A 20,370-nucleotide genomic window follows, 5' to 3' on the forward strand; every position below is an offset into this window, starting at 1 on the left:
TCCGCAGCGAATGAAAACTCGCGGTTTTCCTGAAAACCGCGAGTTTCGGCGGGGGACGATCCAAAGGTTAATTGTAGTTAGAGCTGACCGTGAAGCTGCCGGTGTAGGTGCCGGTGGCGGTGGACGTCGCCACCGGGAAGGAGCCGCCGACGTTGACGACCAGCGAGCCCGAACCGCCGAGCGAGCCGCTCAGCAATTGGGCGCTGGCCGAACCGACCATGTCGTTGCTGGTGGTCACCAGCAGGCTGTTGGCGCCGTTGACGATGCTGAAGGACGCCGGCACGCCGACGGAGATCGATTGGCCGCCTTCGCCGGCCACCGTGAACTGGGCGGCCGACGAACTGGTCGAGCCCAGGGCCACGGCGTCGCCGCCGCCGGTGATCGAACGGGCGCCGGCGGTGCTGACGACCACCGAGTTGCTGCCGGTCGACGGCCGGACAATGGTGCCGAAGGCCAGGTTGGCGTTGTTGGTCACCGAAAGGCCCCGGATGATGGTGGCCGTGCCGGAGCCCGAGGCCGAGGCGGTGCTCTGAGCGAAAGCCGGAACGGCCAGGGCCGTCAGGGCGAGCGCCGCGGTGGCGCCGACAAGCATCTTCATGTGTGTCTCCGTATTGATCCTGCAAACGTGGAAATTTTCCGCCCACTCCCGCCACACCAGCGGCGAGTGGTTCATGATTTACCGATATTAACCCGGCTCGAAATACCCAATACCGGGTATTTCAGGATCATTATTGAATAAATTTCGAATCTTCGGCCAGACATTGTCGATAAATACTACATTCTAACTATTTCTCTATTAAGCATGAATCCCAAAAACTCTCCTGACAGGCGATATTTCCCTGGAGCGGAGAATCTGGCGCGGCACGGCCGCCAACCCTCTTTTCCGAATCTTCCAACCTGCGGGAGCCCCCCCCGCCCCTCCAGCCGCCGCCCCCTCATCAAGCCGGACGCGCCGGACTATTGCGCGCTGGCTGATCGGTTCGCCTTCAGGCGGCCGCTCTATCTGGAATGGCAGACCGCACAACCTCGCCCGCACGACCGGTCGCTCTGGCGATGAGCCAGAGGCCTTGCTAGGATCTCAGGCTAGTCCAGCCCCGCCCCGGAGAGGTCCATGAGCGTCGGGCTGGTCCGGATTCTAACGCCGCTCCGTCCGACCTCGAACCTTCCTTCTTTGGTCCCAGATCTCGCCTTCGACCTCAGCAAAGATCGCTGTCGCGTCCTTGGCCGGCGGCCGGGCACGGATGGCGGCGCGGTGGCCGTCTCGCAGGTGCGCTAGCGACAGGGCAAGTGATGGGCGTCGAAATCGAACGCAAGTTCCTGGTGATCAGCGAGACCTGGCGCGATCACGCGACCGCCGGGCGAAAGATCCGACAGGGTTATCTGGCGCGAGACGGCAACACCGTGCGAGTTCGGCGCACCGAGGATCGCGCCATCCTGACCATCAAGGGCCCTCGGTCCGGCTTGTCCCGGCGAGAGCACGAGTACGAGATCCCTCTCGCCGAGGCCGACCAGCTCCTGACTCACCTTTGCCTGAGGCCCCTCATCGACAAGACCCGCTTCGAGGTCGTCGTCGCCGATCATGTCTGGGAAGTCGACGTCTACAACGGCGCCCATCATGGCCTGGTCCTGGCGGAAATCGAGCTGGACGCCGAGGACGAGCTTTTCGTTCGCCCGATCTGGCTGGGTGCGGAGGTCACGGGCGATCCACACTACGGCTTTCAGGGCCTGAGCCGCTCCGAAACACTACGGGGTGTCTCAGGCGAGGAGGCTCGTTCGTTCGCGCCTCCTAGATAACCCGCCGCCTGAGCACGGTCAGGAATGAAGATCGGCGAGCGCATTGGGCGACTCCTGACTAGGCCAGCGCGAGGCACGCGCGGGCCTAGTCAGGGAACCATCTGAACAACCCGCCTAGAACTTGGCCCGCAGGCCGAAGCTGACCGTGCGGCCGTACTTGGTGTAGCCGCCGAACCAACCGCCCTTGACGAACTGCCATTGGGCCGCGTCGGTCAGGTTCTGGGCTTCGATCGCGGCGGTGATCCGCGGCGTGATCTTGTAGCTGACGCTCGCGTCCAGGGAGCCGAACGCGGAATCGTTCAGGGCTGAAAGGCCGGCGCCGCCGACGTCCTGCAGGACATCGTCGACCCAGCTGTAGCTGGCCCGGGCGGCGAAGCGGTCCTTCTCATAGAAGCCGGTGACGTTGAAACTGTTCTTGCCGACATTGACCATCGCGTCCTTCAGCATCGGCGAGTAGGTCGCCTCGGTATCGGTGTAGGTGTAGTTGGCCAGGAAGCCGAGGCCGTCGAACGGGGCCGGCAGGGCCTTGAACAGATGCTGGTAGGCCAGCTCGACGCCCTTGATGGTCGCCTGGCCGCCATTGGTCGGCGAGGTCAGCTGATAGGTCTGGCCGTCGACCACGATGTTGGTCGTCTGGCTGTAAACAAAGGTGGTGATGTCCTTGTAGAAAGCGCCGGCGATCAGGGCGCTGCCGGGGGCGAAGTACCACTCCAGCGTCGCGTCGTACTGCCAGGCCTCGAAAGGTTTGAGCTGCGGGTTGCCGCCCACCGCCGTCAGTTGCACGCCCGAGGAGTTCAGCGTCAGGCGCGGGGCGAGATCGGCCAGCGACGGCCGGGTGATCACCTTGGCGGCCGCGACGTGGACCTGCAGGGTGTCGGACAGCTCCAGCACGAAGTTGGCTGTGGGCAGCACGTCGCTGTAGGTCTTCACGTAGCGCACCGGCAGCGCCGCCGAACCGTTGTCGGCATGGCCGGCCGAGACCTGCTTGGTGTGGGCCACGCGGGCTCCCACCTGGCCCCGCAGCGGCGCGCCGAACAGGCTGGTGTCGAGCTCGGTCAGGCCGTAGCCCGCGGCGATATCCTCCGACACATGGTACGAGTTGCGCTGGTCGGCGCGCAGCGTGCCCTTCTGGGTTTTATCCGCCAGGGCCCAGAACGCGGCCGGGTCGGGCATTACCCAGGTGGTCGGCAGGGTTCCGTCGACGTCGCCCAGGAAGTCGCTGACCGGGAAGGCGTCGAAATACTCGGCGCCGAACTTCTTGTTGGCCAGGTTGGTGGTGTAGTTAATGTCGGCGCGGTTGTACTCGCGCGAACGCTCCCGGTATTTCACGCCGAATTGGACGCGGCTGAACGGCCCCCGGGTGATCGGGCGCTCGGCGTCGAACTGGATGGCGGTCTCGTCGTCGGTCGAGTCGTTGACGCGCCACTCGATGCGACGGAACGGCAGCAGCGACGGGTTGCTAAAGTCGGTAGTCAGCAGCTTGACGCTCGGGATGGCGTCGCCGGCCCGCGTCATCGAGAACGTCGTCTGGCCGATCGCCCCCTGCAGGCGCGTGCGGGTGATCGGGTTGGACGTCTCCGAGAAGGCTCTGGCGTAGGCGAGATCGGCGGTCAGGGTCCAGTCTTCCAGCTTCTGGCGGATCTTGCCGGCGACCATCAGGTTGTCATGGGCGAGGTCGCTGACCTCCCGGCCGATCTGCGAGGTCGAAGTCACAGTCCCGCCGACCAGGGTGTTGTCCTTGATCACGGCCGTGCCCGGAACCAGTGTCGCTGCGGGCTGGTCGGCCGAATAGGTCAGCTCGTCGTAGTGATCGTCCAGCTTGGTGTAGCTGGCGTCGAAGATCACCTCGGTCTTGTCCGTCGGCCGATACTGGACCGACAATACGACGCCCTTGCGCTCGCGATCCTCGCGCTCGAGGGTCGGGCGGATGGCGGTGGGAAAAAGGTAGATCCCCTGGGCGATCAGGCTCTTGCCCAGGGTCGTGGCCGGATCCGAATAGCTCCAGCCCACGCCGGTGATGCGGTCCTGGCGCAGGGTGCGCTGGTCGTAGACCCCCGCGGCCAACACCCCGAAGGTCCCGGCCTGGTTCGTCCAGCTGGCCAGGCCCGAAACGCGCGGGTCGGTCTTGCCGGCCAGCTCCGGCCTGCTGGCCGTGGCCGACAAGGCCAAGGTGCTGCGGCCCAGGTCCAGGGGGCGGAAGGTCTTGATGTCGACCACCCCGCCGATCGCGCCTTCGTCCAACGAGGCGAGCGGCGTCTTGCCCACTTCGACGCCGGCCACCAGCTCGGACGGCAGGGTGTCGAAGCGGAACTGGCGACCGCTCTGGCCGCTGTCGCGCATGTTCTCGTTCACCGCCGCGCTACGGCCGTTGAGGGTGACGATCTGGAAATTGGGTCCCAGCCCACGGACACGCACGAACAGGCCCTCACCCCGGTCGCGGGTGATGGCCACGCCCGGCACCCGCTGCAGGGCCTCGGCGATGTTGTTGGACGGGAACTTGCCGATGTCCTCGGCCGAGATGCCGTCGACCACGTTCACGGCCTTGCGCTTCTCCGACAGAGCTCGGGCCAGCGAGTTGGCGAAGCCGCCGGTCACCACGATCTCCTCGACGGTGCTGGACGCCTCCTGCGGCGCATCGGCGATCGGCGCGGCGGGGTCCGAGGCGCGGGGCGCCGCCGCGGTCGAGATCTTCTGGACGACCGGGCGAAGGATAGCCGCGCCGCCGCTGCGCACGAAGGTCAGGCCGGTGCCGCGCAGCAGTTGGGTCAGACCGCTCTCGACATTCAGCGAACCCGTGACCCCGCCCGTGCGCTTGCCTGCCAGCAGGGCCGGGTCGGCCAGGACCTGCAGACCCGTGGCGCGCGAGAAGGCCGGCAGAGCCGAAGCCAGGTCGCCCGCCGGAATGGCCAGGACGGGCTTGGTCGCCGGGGCGGCCACGGCTGGCGCGGCGGTCAGCAGGGCCGCGGCGGACGCCGCGCCAAGCCAGGCAAAGGTTTTGGAAATCATCGCATCATCCCCGAATTCGCGCGGCGCATTCGCCGGCTTCGGCGAGGAAGACGTTGGCCGTCCTCGATCCCGGACAGGGAATTTTGTGAAGTTTCCGCGACGCCCCAGACGAACTGCGGGGCGGTCAGCGCGACAACACCAGGCTTCCCGCCTGTTTGCGAACCTGGAAGCCATGGACCAGGGCCAGATTGCGGACCAGGGCTTCAGACTCGTCCAAACGGAACCTCCCAGCTACGCGTCGGCGGCCCAGGGCGGCGTCGTCGATGACGATCGGCGTCTTGGAGGCGCGATTGAGACGCTCGACCAGCCGCGCCAGCGTCACGCCGTCGGTCTCCAGCCAGCCCGAGCGCCAATCGTCCGCTGACGGATCAAAGGCGCGCGGACGGGAAAGGCGGCCATCCTTAGCGAAGGCTCGCTGGCCCGCCGTCAGGTCGGTGGTGCGGCGGATCAGTCCCCCGGGCGCCAGGCGCACCTTGCCGCGATGCACAGACAGCTCCAGCCTGCCGTCGCCGCGCTCCAGGTCGAAGGCCGTGCCTAGGACCCGCGCCGAGCCCTCCGGCGCGCTGATCGTGAAGGGGCGCGCGGCGTCGTGGGCGATGTCGAAGAAGGCCTCGCCGGTCACCAAGCGCGCCTCGCGTCGGTGCGCGCCGATCCGGGCCTCCAGCCGGGTGGCGCCGTCCAGCGTCACCCGCGAGCCGTCGGCCAGAGCCACCGTCCGGATCTCTCCCGGTGCGGTCTCGAATCGCGCCGGATCCACGACCATCAACTGCAGCTGGGGCCAGGCGACAGCCAGGACGACCGCGCAGGCCGTCAGCCCACCCGCCAGCGTCGCGATCGTCGTCCATCCGGGCCGACGCACCGAACGCCGCTGGACGTTGAGGGCCATGGCCTCGGTCAAGGCCGCATCCTGGGCCGTGGCCCACAGCCGGTCGAAGGCCGCTCCGTTCGCCGGATCCGCCGCCCGCCAAGCGTCGAAGTCCTGGTCGTCACCGTCCTCGCGGTCCAGGCGGCGCGCCACCCACATCGCCGCCTTTTGTCGGGTCCGGTTCATGACCGGCCTCTCGTGCGGCGCTCGGCCTTGGCCATTTCGCGATGCAACTGCTCCAGCGCCCGCACCACGTGCTTCTCGACGGCCGGCTCGTTCATCTTCAGCTCGGCGGCGATCTGGCGGGTGGAATGGCCGTACAGCCGCCGCCGGATGAACACGTCGCGCCGCAACGGCGGCATGGCGTCCAGCGCCTTTCCGAACACCTCGACCTTCTGGCGGTGCATCAGGATCTGCTCCGGTGCGGGGGCCTCGCAGGGAAGGTCGTCGTCCAGCGCTTCAACCGCTCGGCGGCTCCGAAGACGAAAGTGGTCGCGGACCAGATTCAGCGCGATCCGATAACCCAGGGCCGCCCGGTCGACCACGGTCCGCGCCCGCTCGTAGGTCACCAGGCGCAGCAGGGTCTCCTGCACCAGATCATCGGCAGCGGCCGGATCGCGCGTGCGGCGGACGATGAAGTGATAGAGGTCGTGACGCTGGGCGCGCAGGCTGGCGAGGTCGCTCATCCCCGTCCGCCTTCGGCGCGGGCGAGACGGACAGGAACGGGCGAGTCTCTGCAAACCATGGCCGGCGCCTAGCACGCCTTGATGACAGTTTGCGCGACGCGCACCAGCCATGGCGACACATAGTCCGCCACCCGCCGCTCCATGCGCGGCGTGGGAGCGCCCCGGCGGCGGCGACCGCAGCGCTCACATCGCTTGCGGAGCTCCGTCGCTACCCCGGTGAGCGCGCGGCGACGACGATGATCTCGACCTTGTAGTCGGGCGTCGCCAACCGGGCCTCGCCCGTCGCGCGGGCCGGCGGGTTGGCTCCGTCGACCCAGGCGTCCCAGACCGCGTTCATCGCGCCGAAATCGGCCATGTCGGCCAGCCAGATCGTGGCCGACAGGATCTCGGCCTTGCTCGAGCCGGCTTCGGCCAGAAGCGCTTCGATCTGGCCGAGGATCTGCCGAGTCTGATCGGCGACGCCGGCGCCGGGCGCGCCGACCTGCCCGGCCAGATAGACGGTCTCGTTGTGGATGACGGCCTGGCTCATGCGCGGACCGGGGTGCAGGCGGGTAATCATAGAAAATCTCCGAAAGCAGGTTCTTCGAAAAACGGAAAGGTCAGGCGTAGCGGGCGATCGACAGGTCGTCGGTGCGGATCGGCGTTGGCGAAACTGGTCTCGAGGGCCGGCCCCTCGCGGCGATCGACCAGCACGACCTCATGCCCGGCCTTGGCCAGATAATAGGCGTTGGTGATGCCGATGACGCCCCCGCCCAGAACCGCGACGCGATAGGCCTTGCTGAAGACGTTCTTGCCCCACAGGCTCAGCGATTCGCCACTGGCGTCATGGGTGTAGGTCAGCGAGGCGTTGCTGGCGTTGCAGGCCTTCTGCTTGGACGACAGGCCGTTGGTCACTTCCAGATACTGGTCGTCGTACCAGACCCCGTCGACCTGGGCGGCCAGATTGCCCCGCGCCACGTCGACATTGTAGCGGAGCAGATAGTTGAAGCTGTAGCGCGGCGCGTTGGGGAACTTGGCCCCGACAAATGTTCTTCTGCGGGAAGTCGCAGACGAAGAAGCCGCCCTGGTTCTTGCAGTACTGGGCGTCCAGGGCCCCGGGGAAGAACTCAGGCCCGATCTGGGTTCCCGTCGCTGGAACGCTGGCCACACGCGAGGTCTGCCAGGTCGCGCCGAACATCGCGTCGAAATTGCGCGACGGCGACCTGTCGCGACGATCACGGATTGCGTCCGGGACGCAATGGACTAGGTAGCATGTAGAACGACGGCGACGGGGGAGCGATTGGCGAGAAACGCAGGGGGTGGTCGTCCGACGATTATCGACGTCGCGGCCAAAGCGGGCGTGTCGCCGATGACGGTTTCACGCGTGATCAACGGCCGCACAGGCGTTGGCCCCGACACACGCAAGGCGGTTGCGGCGGCAATCGAGATCCTGGGCTACACCCCCAACGTCGCAGCGCGCAGCCTGGTGACCTCCACCGAGCTGAGGATCGGAGTGATCTACTCCAATCCCAGCGCGGCCTTCATGAGCGACTTCCTGACGGGCGTCTACGAGGAGGCCTCGGCGCGCGGGGCCCACCTGATCCTGCTCAAGGGCGAACAGGGCGGACGCGCGCTTGAGCCCGCCGCGCTTGGAAGCCTGATCGCGTCAGGCGTCCTGGGCGTGATCCTCGCCCCGCCGCTTGGCGAATCCCCCGGCCTGCTGGAGGCGCTTCGCAAGGCCCGGCTGCCGATGGCGGCCGTGGGCGCCTATGACGTCGAGGGCGCGATCTGCGTGCGCATCGACGATCGCCGCGCCGCCTATGAAATGACGCGCGAATTGATCGATCTCGGCCATCGCCGCCTGGGATTCATCCTGGGCAATCCGGACCAGGCGGCAAGCGCCGAACGCTTGGCGGGCTTCCATGCCGCCGTGCGCGAGACCGATGGCGTGACGACGGCGATCGCTCAAGGCGATTTCAGCTTCACCTCGGGATTGGCGGCGGCCGAACAACTGCTCGACGCCGCCCAGCCACCGACGGCGATCTTCGCCAGCAACGACGACATGGCCGCCGCCGTCGTCTCCGTCGCCCATCGCCGCCATCTTGACGTCCCGGGTGAACTGACCGTCGCCGGATTTGACGACACTTCGGCCGCGGTCACCCTTTGGCCGCCGCTCACGACGGTCCGCCAGCCCGTGCGCAAACTGGCGGCCGAGGCGCTTGGCCTGCTGACCGCCCGCATCGCGGGCGTCGAACCGCCGGGCGCAGGCGGCGATCGCGTGCTCGACCATGAGATCGTCACCCGGCTGTCAGCATCACGCCTCTAGGGGCGAAGCGTCTAATCCCCTTCCCGCCTCATAGCGAAGAAAAGTCCGCGAGTTCGAAGTCCAGTCGCGCGACTAAGTTCTACCCACGGTTTCGCGACCACGAGACCCAAAGAGTCCGGCCTCTCTCCGGCTGAAGGTCTCATCGCGGGTGTCCGCAACCGCCGCAGCCCGTCACAGGTAACGTTACCATATGGAAGACCCGCCCTCTTGACGCATCCACATCCCGCATTTTGCGCCAATTTTCACAAGAAGGTGGCACATTTCGTCCTAGCAGCGAACAGAGGATCCCTCTTGAGCGTCGTTATGTCGGAGTATTGACATGCCGAGACAGCGGACATACCAAATTTTACGATAACGCTACCATCGACCGGGCGAACGCCCGCAGGAAGCGTCAAACGCGCCGGCCAACGGCGCTTTAGGGAGGGATGGATATGGTCTCGACGGACAGAGAGCTTTCGCGCGCCCGCGCCGGGAGCACCGGGAATTCCAATTTGGGCGCCGCGGCGAACGCGGCGATAAACGGACGTTTAGTCCGGCAAATGAAGCGCATGACTTTCAGCTCGGCCGGCGCGGCCGCCCTGCTCGCTAGCCTGATCGCCTCCCCGGCCCTGGCGCAGACCACCGCGCCCACGCCGGAGACCGCCACGGTCAGCGAGATCGTCGTGACCGGAACACGCATTCAGACCACGGGCTTCACCGCGCCCACGCCCACGTCGATGATCGGCGAGGCCCAGATCCAGAACAACGCCCAGCCCAACGTCTTCGCCACCATCGTCCAACTGCCGTCCTTGCAGGGCTCCAGCGGATCGACGACCAACACCTTCAGCACCTCTAGCGGCCAGCAGGGCCTCAGCTCGTTCTCGCTTCGCGGCTTGGGCACCATCCGCACCCTGACCCTGCTCGACGGACAGCGCGTGGTCGGGGCCTACTACACAGGCGTCACCGACGTCAGCCTGTTCCCGCAACTGCTGATCAAGCGCGTGGATGTCGTGAACGGCGGCGCCTCGGCCTCCTATGGGTCGGACGCTGTGGGCGGCGTCGTCAACTTCATCACCGACACCCACTTCAACGGGCTCAAAGGCAACGTCCAGGCCGGCGTCACCACCTACGGCGACGATGAGCAGGGCCTGGTGCAACTGGCCGCGGGCCGCAGCTTCCTCAATGATCGCCTTCGCGTGGTCGCCAGCGGCGAATGGGCCAAGGAGGACGGCGTGGGCCCGGGCGACTTCGGTCTGGACCTAGCCGGGGATCGCGACTGGTTCACCCAGACGACGATGATCAACCGCAACGTCACTAATGACGGCTCGCCGCAGTATGTGATGCGGGACTTCGCCCAGCCCTACAACTACACCAAGTACGGCCTGATCTCCGCGGGCCCGCTGCAAGGCACGGCCTTCGACCAGAACGGCCAGCCGTTCCAGTTCCAATACGGCTCCAACGGCGTGCCGTCCAAGGCCGCCAACGGGGCGGTCATCGGCTGCTTCCCCGGATTCTGCGTCGGCGGCGACCTGTCGGGCAATGTCGACACCGGCCGCACGCTCCAGTCGGCGATCGAACGCAAGGTCGCCTATGGCCGCGTGGGCTACGACTTCGCCGACAACAACGAGGTCTATCTGTCGTTCAACCTTGGCCAGGTCAAAACCCACAACCAGCCGGTGAACGGGGAAAATCGCCCAGGCTTGACCCTGCAGTGCGCCAATCCGTACGTGCCCGCTTCGGTGCAGGCCGCGTGCGCCACCGCGGGCGTCACCAGCTTCCAGTTCGGCACCAGCAACGCACTGCTGCCCAACACCGAGGTTCACACCGACCGCCGTCAGTATCGCACCGTCGCCGGCCTGAAGGGCAAGTTCGCGGCCTTCAATTCCGATTGGAGCTATGACGCCTATTACGAGCACGGGGTGAACAAGACGGCGATCGACGTCGACCACATCCTGCTCACGCCACATTACAACCAAGCCATCCAGGCGGTCACCTTGAACGGCGCGATCGTCTGCGCCGATCCCGTGGCGCGGGCCAACGGCTGCCAGCCGCTCAACATCATCGGCGGCAAGACGCCTTCGGCGGCGGCGCTGGCCTATGTCCAACCCGAGAACGGCCCGTTTCAGCGCCTACGCATGACCCAGGACGTGGTCAGCCTGAACTTCTCGGGCGCCCCGCTCAATCTGTGGGCCGGGCCGCTGTCGGTGGCGTTCGGCGCCGAATATCGCCGGGAGTTCTATACCGTCCGCGCCGACGCCTATGGCGCGGGCGTCTCGGACCGCAGCCCCAACACGGCCGAGTTCCCGGCCGACCCCGTGCTGTCGACCGTCGGCAACAATTGGTACGCGGGCAACTACAAGAACGGCAACGGCGCCTACCACGTCGAGGAAGCCTATCTCGAAGTGGACGTCCCCCTGATCAACTCCGAGCCCCTAGGGCGCGCCAACTTCAACGCCGCGGCGCGGGTGACCGACTACAGCACCTCGGGAACCGTCTGGACCTGGAAAGCCGGCGGCACCTGGGACACACCCCTCAAGGGCTTGCGCCTGCGCGGAGTCACCTCCCGCGACGTACGCGCGCCCAATCTTTCGGAATTGTTCGCCGCGCCGGTCACGACCACCCTGCCCAACTTCCTGGACCCGGTGCGCAACGTGAACGTGGTGGCGATCCAGAACGCCGTGGGCAACCCCAACCTGACCCCCGAGATCGCCCGCAACACCGAGCTCGGGGTGGTTTTGGCCAACCCTTCGTGGCTGCCCGGCTTCAGCGCCTCGTTCGACTATTACAAGATCAAGATCGACGACGTCATCTCAAGCTTGGGCGCGGCCCAGATCGTCGACCTGTGCTTTCGAAACATCCTGCCCGAGACCTGCGGGACCTATAATCTCAACAACACCAGCGGCCCCAACTACATCAACGTCCAGTCGTTCAACCTGGCCTCGTGGAAGACCAGCGGCTTCGACATCGAAGCCAGCTATCGCTGGCAACGACCTCTGGGCCTGGACGGCAACTTCACCCTGCGAGCCCTGGCCACGCATATCCGGGAGTTCATCACCGACACGGGCCTGCCGGGCACCGCGCCGACCGACTCAGCGGGCGTGAACACCGGGGCGACGCCGGACTGGAAGTGGCTGGCGATCCAAACCTACGAGAACGATCGCTTCAGCCTGACAGTCCAGGAGCGCTGGTTCAGCGACGGCAACTACGGCAACCAGTATGTCGTCTGCGCCGCGGGAAGCTGTCCCGTCTCGACGGCGATCGCGCCCACGATCGACAAGAACTTCATGCCGGGCGCGTTCTACCTGGACATCGGCGGCACGTATAACATCCGCCAGGACGTGACGGCCTATTTCAAGGTCGACAACGTCTTCGATCATGACCCGGCCAAGTCGCCCGCCTACGCCAATCCCGCCCTCTACGACATCGTCGGGCGCATCTATCGCGGGGGCGTCCGCTTCCGCTTCTAGTTCAGCGACCAGGCCGCCATCGGAAACATGGCGGCCTGGCGACACCTCCCGACCAAAGCTCATTGAGGCGCCGCGCGCGCCTGGCCGGCGCCCAAGCCGCCAGGCGCGCGCGGCAGGATCCAGCACGCTCCCACCGCGCCCGCGCCTTTCGCCTTTGGCCGGTCCGAAAGCTGCAGAGCCGCACTGAGCCCTGCTAGCGCGGTGGAAGCGCCAGAAGCGGGCTTCGCCGTCCTGATAGAATCCGGACTTGAACGGCTTGCCGACCGGTCATCCGTCCGAAGAGCCAGATCACGCTAGGCGCCATCAAGCCCGTGGACGGCGATCTGCCCGAGCCGCGCCTCGACGGCCCCTGACCCATTCCCGCAGATCGATCAGCTTCGGGCGCACCCGGATCGCCGCCTTCGGAGGCGCCATGGCGCGAGACAGTACCAATTTAGGCCCAATAAATAACCTTATGCGCCCATTCGCACGCCGAAAACCGCATTCTCTTAGGCACCTTCCAGAAAACTCATATTGATCATATGAATGATTAAGTTCACATTCTGACGGTGGTCATAAATTGGTATGCAAGAGACGCCTACCGACTCCTGGCCACGGGGGAACACACCGGCCGCTTCGCGGAAATATGAGAAGGGGGACCACGCCCGATCCGGTCGGAGACGAAAACGGAGACGCGCTCACAATTCTTAGCGCGTCAAGTTAAGCATTACAGACAACCACGAGATGAAATAAAACATACAAAGGGTAATCGCCTCAAAATAAAAGCAACCATAAGCATACAAGCAACACCATCACGACAGTGGGCTTGCATCAACGCTTAAGGAATGCAGAAGTATTTGCTACTCTACAATACAAAAGGGGAATGGGAAATGAAACTTCGACACTACGCCATGATGAGCACCGCCTTGTCGGGCTTCTTCTTCGCGAACGTGGCATCGGCCCAACAGGCTCCGCCTGCGGGCTCCGGCGACGAGATCGAGGCGGTCGTCGTCACAGGCTTCCGCAAGAGCCTGGCGACGGCGCTGCAGGCCAAACGCAACGACATCCGCGTCTCGGACGGCATCTCCGCCGAGGACCTGGGTAAGTTTCCGAGCGACAACATCGCCGAGGCCATTCAGCGCATCCCGGGCGTCCAGATCCAGAACGTCAACGGGCGCGGCGCCACCATCAGCATCCGTGGCCTTGGCCCGCAGTACGCGAAGGTGACCCTGAACGGTCAGGACTTCGCCAATCCCAACTTCATCGACGGCTTCCGCTTCGACATCATCCAGACCGAACTGGCCAGTTCGGTGCAGGTCTACAAGTCGCCGACGGCCGACATGGACATGGGCGGCCTGGCCGGCACCATCGACATCAGCACGGCTAAGCCGCTCGACATCAACGGTCAGAGACTGATCCTCTCGGCCAAGGGCCAGAAGGCCACGCTGGCCGGCGGCGGCGTCAATCCTGCTTTCGGCCTCGTCTACGCCAACCAGTATCTGGACGGGCGCCTGGGCGTCTACGCCGGTCTGAACTACCAGGAACTCGACGACCGCGCCGATTACGCGTTCATGGATCGCTGGTACACGGCCTCGGGCGCCCCCAATGAGTTTGCAGGTTCGGTCGCGACGCCACAGGGCACGCTGGTCCCACGCCGCTTCCGCTATCGGCGCATCGACCGCACCTCGGAACGCACCCAGTTCAACGCCGGCGTCGAGTACAAGGCGACCGACAATCTGAAGCTGGGCTTCACGGGCGTCTATTCGAAGGACGCCACCAAGTACAACGTCAACCAGATGGTGTTCGGCAACTTCGCCAAGTCCTCGGTCGCGCCGGTGAAGGTGGCCAATGGCGCGGCCACCGTCGTCAACCTCGGCAACTTCACGTTCGACAACAACCGTCAGCTTGAAGTGCGCGACCTGTCGACCCAGGCCTATACCGGCTACGCCCGCTGGGATCTGGCGCCGAAGTGGCAGGCCAACGCCGTCGTGCACTACACCAAGGGCGACGGCTATCTCAGCGAAGAGGCCGCGATCATCGAGCCGAGGATCGCCTCGGGCGTGCTGGACTTCAGCAACCCCGACAGCATCAAGTTCACCATGTCGAGCGCGGCGACGGATCCCAGCGTCTATGCGACCTCGAACCTGGCCTGGTCGACCTATCCGAACGGCGCCCAGAATCATCAGGTCACCGACAGCAAGTCCGCCCAGCTCGACGTGAAGTACGAGGCGGGCTGGGGCGTCGTCAGCGACGTCCAGTTCGGCGGCAAACTCAAGAAGGAGGGCTTCGACCGCAACGTCACCCGTCGCGACTTCTTCGACGACTTCTTCCAGTACGTTCCGACCTATACGGCCAGCAATCCGAAGGTCACCAACTTCCTGGACGGCGCGATCACCGGCGTGGACAGTTGGCTGACGCCCGACATCGAAGCCTATCGCAAGGCCCTGGCGGACAAGGGCGTGACGGTGCCGGCCGTCTACAACCCTCAGGACTCGTACGGCCTCTCGCGCAACGTCGACTCGCTCTACGCGATGACGAACCTGCGCGGCGACCTCGGCCCAGTGCCGTTCCGCGCCAATATCGGGGCGCGCTACGAGTCGACCAAGCAGACGGTCACTTCGAACCTGACCGATGGCTGTGACTGCGACATCCAGAACCTGCTGGGCAAGATCTCGACGACCAGCAAGTACGACAACATCCTGCCCAGCGCCAACGTGGTGTTCGATTTCACCGACAGCCTGATCCTGCGGCTGGCGGCGGCCAAGACCCTGGTCCGGCCGATCCTCGACAGCAGCTCCAAGCTCAACACCACCCAGTTCGAGACCCAGGACAGCGCCGGCCAGACCACGGTCTTCGTCGACCAGGGCAGTCCGACGCTGAAGCCGCTGACCGCCAAGAACCTGGATGTCAGCCTGGAGTGGTACTACGGCAAGGGCGCAGGCCTGAGCTTCGGCGCCTTCGCCAAGGACGTGAAGAACGGCACCTTCACCTCGCTAGTCTGTCCGACGTCATGGAACGGCGTCAATCTGACGATGAACGCTTCGACCAACGACTGCACCGGCGCGAACGGCAAGATCTACGACATCACCGTCACCCAGAACGATCCGTCGGTGATCAAGCTGCGCGGCTATGAGGTCAACTGGCAACAGTCGCTGGACGCCTGGCTGCCGATCGACGGCTTCGGGATCATCGCCAACTACACCTATGTGAACCCGAAGTATTCCACGACCGGCTTCTCGCTCCGGAACCTGTCTCGCAAGTCGGGCAACCTGACCGGCTACTGGGAGAACGACAAGTTCAGCACCCGGGTGTCGGCCAACTATCGCAGCGCCTACGAGCAAAGCAGCGTCGACAGCTTCTTCGCGCGTGAGGGGCACACCATCAAGTCGGGCGTGCAGGTGGACTTCTCGGCCAGCTATAACCTGAACGACCACATGACGCTCACGGCCGCGGGTCAAAACCTCTTCAACAAGAAGGAAGAGGCCTACAAGAAGACGCCGAGCCTCTGGCAGGAGACCGGCGTGTTCGGTCCCAGCTACCAGATCAGCTTCGTCTACAAGATGTAGCCAGCCGGCTTCATCGACGAAATGTCGCCTAACCCAGCGTCGCGGGCTTGAAATCCGCGACGCACCGCCTTCCCCCTTACCCGCCGCGTCCGGCCTGACATCCGCGCGGCGGGTAGCTTTTTTCACCGCTGTCCTTGTTCCAGGGAGCCCTGTTTTGCCGATCGATCGACGCACCTTGATCAGCGCCTTGCCTGTCGCGGGCGCGGCGATCGCGCCGGCCTTGGCGAAGGCGGCCGAACCGGCGTCGACGGCGGCGCCTGCTCCTCGCCAGCGGATCCGTCTGGACGATGGCTGGCGCTTCGCCCTGGGCCACGCCGCCGATCCCGATCGCGACTTCGGCTTCGGCGAATTCCAGCAGACCTTCGCCAAACAAGGGCGGGGCGTCGGCCGCATCGCCGCGCCCGACTACGACGACAGCGGCTGGCGGGACGTGACGCTGCCCCACGACTGGGCGGTGGAGCTGCCGTTCGTCGACAACGCGCGCTTCACCCGCAACCCCGCCAACAAGGACGACGAGGATCTCGCCGCCGCTCACGGCTACAGGCCGATCGGCCGGGGTTTCCCCGAAACCTCCGTCGGCTGGTACCGCACGATCCTGCCGATCGCCCCGGCCGACGCCCAAGGGCGCGTGGCCCTGGAGTTCGACGGGGCGTTCCGCGACGCCACCGTGATCGTCAACGGCTACATCGTTACCCAGCATCACAGCGGCTACGCCTCGTTCGGCGTCGACATCACCGAGTTCCTCAACACCGACGACAAGCCCAACGTGCTGCTCGTGCGGATCGACGCCAGCCTGGGCGAGGGCTGGTTCTACGAGGGCGCGGGCCTCTATCGCCACGTCTGGCTGGTGAAGACCTCAACGCTGTTCGTGCCCCAGTGGGGCGTCTTCGTTCGCGCCGCCCCCGACGGCCGCGTCGAGGCCGACGTCGAACTGACGAACCAACGCGATGCGCCGGCCCAGGCCAGGATCGAGGCCGTGGTGCTGGATCCGGCGGGCGCGCCGGTCGCCTCGGCCCAGACCGCCCAGGCCGTCGCGGGCTGGCGAACCGAGACCGCGCGCCTGGCCTGCGCCATCGCCTCGCCCCGCCTCTGGTCGACCGACGAGCCCAATCTCTACGTCCTGCGCGTGACCGTCCGGGAAGGCGAGGCGATCCGCGACATCTACGAGGTGCGCTTTGGCGTGCGCGCCTTCCGCTTCGACGCCCGCGAGGGCTTCTTCCTCAACGACCGGCCGCTGAAGCTCAAGGGCGTCAACAACCATCAGGATCATGCCGGAGTCGGCGCGGCGATCCCCGACGCCTTGCAGGTCTGGCGGCTGAAGCAACTGAAGACCCTGGGCGCCAACGCCTATCGCACCGCGCACAACCCGCCCACGCCCGAGCTTCTCGACGCCTGCGACGCGCTGGGGCTGCTGGTGATCGACGAAACACGCCAGATGAGCTCCGCGCCCGAGCCGCTCGACGAACTGCGCCGCCTGGTCCGCCGCGACCGCAACCATGCGTGCGTGATGCTGTGGTCGATCGGCAACGAAGAGCCGCAGCAGGGAACCGCGCGCGGCGCCAAGATCGCCAAGGCCATGGTTCGCGAAGTCCGCGCGCTGGACCCGACCCGCAAGATCACCGCCGCCATGAACCGCGGCCAGGGCCAGGGGATCACCGAGGCCCTGGACGTGATGGGCTTCAACTACCACGAAGAGCTGATCGAGCCGTTCCGGGTCCAATATCCGGACATGCCAATCATCGGCACCGAAACCGCCAGCGCCGTCTCCACGCGCGGCGAGTACGCCCGCGACGACAAGCGCGCCGTCGTCTCGTCGTACGATGTCGACGCGCCCTACTGGGGCAAGACGGCCCAGGCCTGGTGGAGCCTCTACAATTCCAAGCCTTACCTGCTGGGCGGCTTCGTGTGGACAGGCTTCGACTATCGGGGCGAGCCGACGCCGTTCAACTGGTGGCCGTCGGTGTCTTCCAACTTCGGCATCATGGACCTGTGCGGCCTGCCCAAGGACATCTTCTACTACTACCAGGCCTGGTGGCGCGACGACCTGCCGGTTCTGCATCTCCTGCCGCATTGGAACTGGGAGGGCCGCGAGGGCCAGCCGATCGAGGTCTGGGCCTATTCGAACCTCGAGGCCGTGGAGTTGTTCCTCAACGGCGTCTCCCTGGGCCGGAAGACGCCGCCCAAGGATGGGCATGCGCAATGGACGGTTCCCTACGCGCCCGGCCGGCTTGTCGCCTATGGCTTCAAGAACGGCCAGGTGGTGCTCAAGGCCGAGCGCCGCACGGCCGGCGCCCCCGCCCGCCTCGTCCTCGCGCCGGACCGCACGCAGTTGACCGCCGACGGCCAGGACGTGGCCGTGGTCAATGTCTCGGTCTGTGACAAGGCCGGCGTGATTGTGCCGAAGGCGGCCGTGCGGGTCGATTTCGGCCTTACCGGCCCAGGAAGACTGATCGGCGTCGGCAACGGCGACCCTAACAGCCACGAGCCGGACAAGGCCGCGTTCCGCACGACCTACAACGGCTGGGCCCAGGCGCTCGTCCAGACGCGCAAGGCCGGCGGGACCATCCGGCTGGAAGCCCGCGCCGAGGGATTGCCCAACGCGGTCGCCATCCTCTCCAGCCGTTGAAGGGCGGCCGGCCTGACTTTGACCGGCCGGGCCTTCCGCCCGGATGCGCAAGGATCGCACGCTCGCCGCTCAAAACCGAGGCGCCCGCGGCTCGGTTGAACCGCCCCTCAGTATTACGCATTGCATCCTTCGTAATATCGATGATGGGATGCGCAACATGGATACGTCCTCCTCAACACTGGCGCGCCTGAGCATCAGCCTGCCGGCCGAGCTGATGACCCAGCTCGACGCCATGGTCGCCGAGCGCGGCCTGCCCAGCCGCTCGCAGATGATCGCCGAGTTGATCCGCCACGAGCTGGCCGAACACAGCGGCGAGCGCCCCGACGCCGTGCTGGCCGGCACCATCACCTTGATCTACCGCGCCGAAAGCGGCCGGGTCCGCCACGCCTTGGCCCAGACCCAGCTGGGCTACGTGAAAGAGGTGATCTCGGCCCAGAATGTCTTCCTGGAGGATGACCAGGCCATGGAAGTCCTCCTGGTCCAAGGCCCCGCCGAGCGTCTCCAGCAACTGTGCGACGACCTGCGCAAGGTGCGCGGCGTCCAGCAGATCAAGCTCGTCACCACCACCGCCCTGCTGCCGCCGCTGCATTTCCACGGCGACGAGCCCGACGGAGAGTCCCCGTGAGCGACAATATCCCAAGCCAAACGGGCACCCCCTACGCCGCCCAGGCCCACGCTCGCGCCCAGGCAGGGACCCATGTCGAGGCCATGCCGACCGTGCCGGCCAGCGCCGCCGCAAACCTGCCGCCCGGCGTCGCGGCTGCTGACGTGGTCTGGGACGAGACCATCGCGCCGGGCGGCTACGCCAGCCGCCAGGTCGCGCGCGGCGCGCGCCTGCGCCTGACCGACCTGGCCGGCGACGCGGCTGTCTCGCTGTTGATCTTCAACGCCGAACGGCCAATCGAACGCCTGAACATCGCCGACACCCTGAAGGTCCAGTGGAACGGCTATCTCTGCCAGGGCCGCCTGCTGCTGTCCGATATGGGCCGGGTGCTGGCCAGCATCCTCGAGGACGAGGCCGGCACGCACGACGCCTTCTGCGGCGCGTCCAACCAGGCCAGCAACGCGCGCAAGTATGGCGACGGCTTCAACCACGGCGCCCATCCCAATGCTCGCGACCGCTTCTCGCTGGGCGTCGCCAAGTTCGGCCTGGGGCGCAGGGACATCCATCCCTGCCTGAACCTCTTCAAGGAGGTGCGCGTCGGCCAGGGCGGCGAGACCGTGATCGACGTCGGCCCCTACGCGCCAGGCCGGTTCGTCACGCTGCGGGCCGAGATGGACCTGATCGTCGTGCTGGCCAACTGCCCGCACGTGCTGGACCCCCGCGCCGACTACGCCGTGACCCCGTTGCGCGCCACCGCCTGGCGCGGCCCGGTCACACCGGAAAGCGACCCCATCCGCAACGCGACGCCCGAAGGCCTGCGCGCCTTCCTGAACGTCGAAGACTACTTCTCGCGCTGAGGCCCCGTCATGGCGTTCGATCCCCCTCCCCTGACCGACATCGTCCACGACGAGGTCGTGCCAGCCCGCGCCCCCTGGCTGCACACGGTCAAGGCCGGTCAGACCCTGCGGATCATCGACCTGGAGGGCAACCAGGCCGTCGACTTCCTGGCCTACAGCGCCGCCGACGACGCAGAGCGCTACAGCGCCCAGGACACCATCGCCGCCCAGAAGAACATCTTCCTGCGCGAGGGCTCGGTGCTGCTGTCGAACGAGGGCGCGCCGATGATGACGGTGACGGCGACGGCCGTGGCCTATCACGACACGATCGGCGGGGCCTGCTCGTGCGAGAGCAACACCCTGCGCTACGGCCACCATACCAAGGCCCAGCACGCCTGCGTCGAGAACTTCCTGGTCGCCAACGCCGCCCAAGGGCGCGGCAAGCGCGACATGGTCAGCAACGTCAACTGGTTCATGAACGTCCCCGTCGAAGCCGACGGGGCCCTAGGCATCGTCGACGGCATCTCCGCGCCCGGCCTCTATGTCGACCTGCGCGCCGAGATGGACGTGGTGGTGGTGGTCTCCAACTGCCCACAGATCAACAACCCCTGCAACGGCTTCGATCCGACGCCGGTGCGCATGATCATCGCGCAGTAA

At 66.1% G+C, this 20,370-nt stretch carries 14 protein-coding genes; 8 read left to right on the top strand and 6 right to left on the bottom strand.

Features of this window, described 5'->3' with window-relative positions; all coding sequences use genetic code 11:
• Positions 1–67: 67 nt before the first annotated feature.
• Positions 68–598, bottom strand: coding sequence for a DUF4402 domain-containing protein (locus tag BM066_RS13880; RefSeq protein ID WP_018062067.1), 531 nt, complete (start codon positions 596–598; stop codon positions 68–70).
• A 692-nt stretch (positions 599–1,290) separates the two neighbouring features.
• Here BM066_RS13880 and BM066_RS13885 point away from each other — a divergent pair.
• A complete protein-coding gene (locus BM066_RS13885) occupies positions 1,291–1,794 on the top strand; it encodes a CYTH domain-containing protein (RefSeq protein WP_018062066.1) in 504 nt (167 codons plus the stop codon).
• A 114-nt stretch (positions 1,795–1,908) separates the two neighbouring features.
• Here the strand turns inward: BM066_RS13885 and BM066_RS13890 are convergent, their stop codons facing one another.
• From BM066_RS13890 to BM066_RS27360, 5 genes are all read right to left on the bottom strand, one after another.
• Positions 1,909–4,800, bottom strand: a complete 2,892-nt coding sequence (locus BM066_RS13890) for a TonB-dependent receptor (protein WP_029669045.1) — start codon at positions 4,798–4,800, stop codon at positions 1,909–1,911.
• 124 nt (positions 4,801–4,924) lie between these two features.
• Positions 4,925–5,851 (bottom strand): FecR family protein, encoded by a 927-nt coding sequence (locus tag BM066_RS13895; RefSeq protein ID WP_029669044.1) that lies wholly within the window; start codon positions 5,849–5,851, stop codon positions 4,925–4,927.
• Positions 5,848–6,351, bottom strand: a complete 504-nt coding sequence (locus tag BM066_RS13900) for an RNA polymerase sigma factor (RefSeq protein WP_029669043.1) — start codon at positions 6,349–6,351, stop codon at positions 5,848–5,850. Before BM066_RS13900 ends, BM066_RS13895 begins: the two co-directional genes overlap by 4 nt.
• 208 nt (positions 6,352–6,559) lie before the next feature.
• Positions 6,560–6,910 (bottom strand): RidA family protein, encoded by a 351-nt coding sequence (locus tag BM066_RS13905; RefSeq protein WP_029669042.1) that lies wholly within the window; start codon positions 6,908–6,910, stop codon positions 6,560–6,562.
• The gene (locus BM066_RS27360) at positions 6,907–7,569 is read right to left on the bottom strand and encodes an FAD-dependent oxidoreductase (RefSeq protein ID WP_369823246.1); all 663 of its coding nucleotides are present in this window, start codon (positions 7,567–7,569) and stop codon (positions 6,907–6,909) included. Before BM066_RS27360 ends, BM066_RS13905 begins: the two co-directional genes overlap by 4 nt.
• A gap of 97 nt (positions 7,570–7,666) precedes the next feature.
• Here BM066_RS27360 and BM066_RS13915 point away from each other — a divergent pair, with 97 nt between their 5' ends.
• From BM066_RS13915 to BM066_RS13945, 7 genes are all read left to right on the top strand, one after another.
• Positions 7,667–8,656, top strand: a complete 990-nt coding sequence (locus tag BM066_RS13915; protein WP_255367589.1) for a LacI family DNA-binding transcriptional regulator — start codon at positions 7,667–7,669, stop codon at positions 8,654–8,656.
• A gap of 539 nt (positions 8,657–9,195) precedes the next feature.
• Positions 9,196–12,102 (top strand): TonB-dependent receptor domain-containing protein, encoded by a 2,907-nt coding sequence (locus tag BM066_RS13920; RefSeq protein ID WP_029669038.1) that lies wholly within the window; start codon positions 9,196–9,198, stop codon positions 12,100–12,102.
• An 869-nt stretch (positions 12,103–12,971) separates the two neighbouring features.
• Positions 12,972–15,647 carry a TonB-dependent receptor gene (locus tag BM066_RS13925; protein ID WP_026176408.1) on the top strand — a complete coding sequence of 892 codons (2,676 nt, stop codon included), beginning with the start codon at positions 12,972–12,974 and terminating at the stop codon, positions 15,645–15,647.
• 154 nt (positions 15,648–15,801) lie between these two features.
• Positions 15,802–18,273: a beta-galactosidase GalA gene (gene galA / locus BM066_RS13930; RefSeq protein ID WP_089928851.1), complete on the top strand. Its 2,472-nt coding sequence runs from the start codon at positions 15,802–15,804 to the stop codon at positions 18,271–18,273.
• A gap of 148 nt (positions 18,274–18,421) precedes the next feature.
• Positions 18,422–18,898 (top strand): CopG family ribbon-helix-helix protein, encoded by a 477-nt coding sequence (locus tag BM066_RS13935; protein WP_018061409.1) that lies wholly within the window; start codon positions 18,422–18,424, stop codon positions 18,896–18,898.
• Positions 18,895–19,734: an urea amidolyase associated protein UAAP1 gene (locus tag BM066_RS13940; protein ID WP_018061408.1), complete on the top strand. Its 840-nt coding sequence runs from the start codon at positions 18,895–18,897 to the stop codon at positions 19,732–19,734. The genes BM066_RS13935 and BM066_RS13940 overlap by 4 nt, the downstream gene beginning before the upstream one ends.
• Positions 19,735–19,743: 9 nt before the next feature.
• Positions 19,744–20,370: an urea amidolyase associated protein UAAP2 gene (locus tag BM066_RS13945; RefSeq protein WP_018061407.1), complete on the top strand. Its 627-nt coding sequence runs from the start codon at positions 19,744–19,746 to the stop codon at positions 20,368–20,370.

The sequence above is a fragment of the Caulobacter sp. UNC279MFTsu5.1 genome (assembly GCF_900114015.1).
Taxonomy (GTDB): domain Bacteria; phylum Pseudomonadota; class Alphaproteobacteria; order Caulobacterales; family Caulobacteraceae; genus Caulobacter.

Coding starts and splice junctions, on each gene's coding strand:
- BM066_RS13880 (WP_018062067.1), bottom strand. CDS start 598: ATGAAGATGCTTGTCGGCGCCACCGCGGCGCTCGCCCTGACGGCCCTG.
- BM066_RS13885 (WP_018062066.1), top strand. CDS start 1,291: ATGGGCGTCGAAATCGAACGCAAGTTCCTGGTGATCAGCGAGACCTGG.
- BM066_RS13890 (WP_029669045.1), bottom strand. CDS start 4,800: ATGATTTCCAAAACCTTTGCCTGGCTTGGCGCGGCGTCCGCCGCGGCC.
- BM066_RS13895 (WP_029669044.1), bottom strand. CDS start 5,851: ATGAACCGGACCCGACAAAAGGCGGCGATGTGGGTGGCGCGCCGCCTG.
- BM066_RS13900 (WP_029669043.1), bottom strand. CDS start 6,351: ATGAGCGACCTCGCCAGCCTGCGCGCCCAGCGTCACGACCTCTATCAC.
- BM066_RS13905 (WP_029669042.1), bottom strand. CDS start 6,910: ATGATTACCCGCCTGCACCCCGGTCCGCGCATGAGCCAGGCCGTCATC.
- BM066_RS13920 (WP_029669038.1), top strand. CDS start 9,196: ATGAAGCGCATGACTTTCAGCTCGGCCGGCGCGGCCGCCCTGCTCGCT.
- BM066_RS13925 (WP_026176408.1), top strand. CDS start 12,972: ATGAAACTTCGACACTACGCCATGATGAGCACCGCCTTGTCGGGCTTC.
- BM066_RS13935 (WP_018061409.1), top strand. CDS start 18,422: ATGCGCAACATGGATACGTCCTCCTCAACACTGGCGCGCCTGAGCATC.
- BM066_RS13945 (WP_018061407.1), top strand. CDS start 19,744: ATGGCGTTCGATCCCCCTCCCCTGACCGACATCGTCCACGACGAGGTC.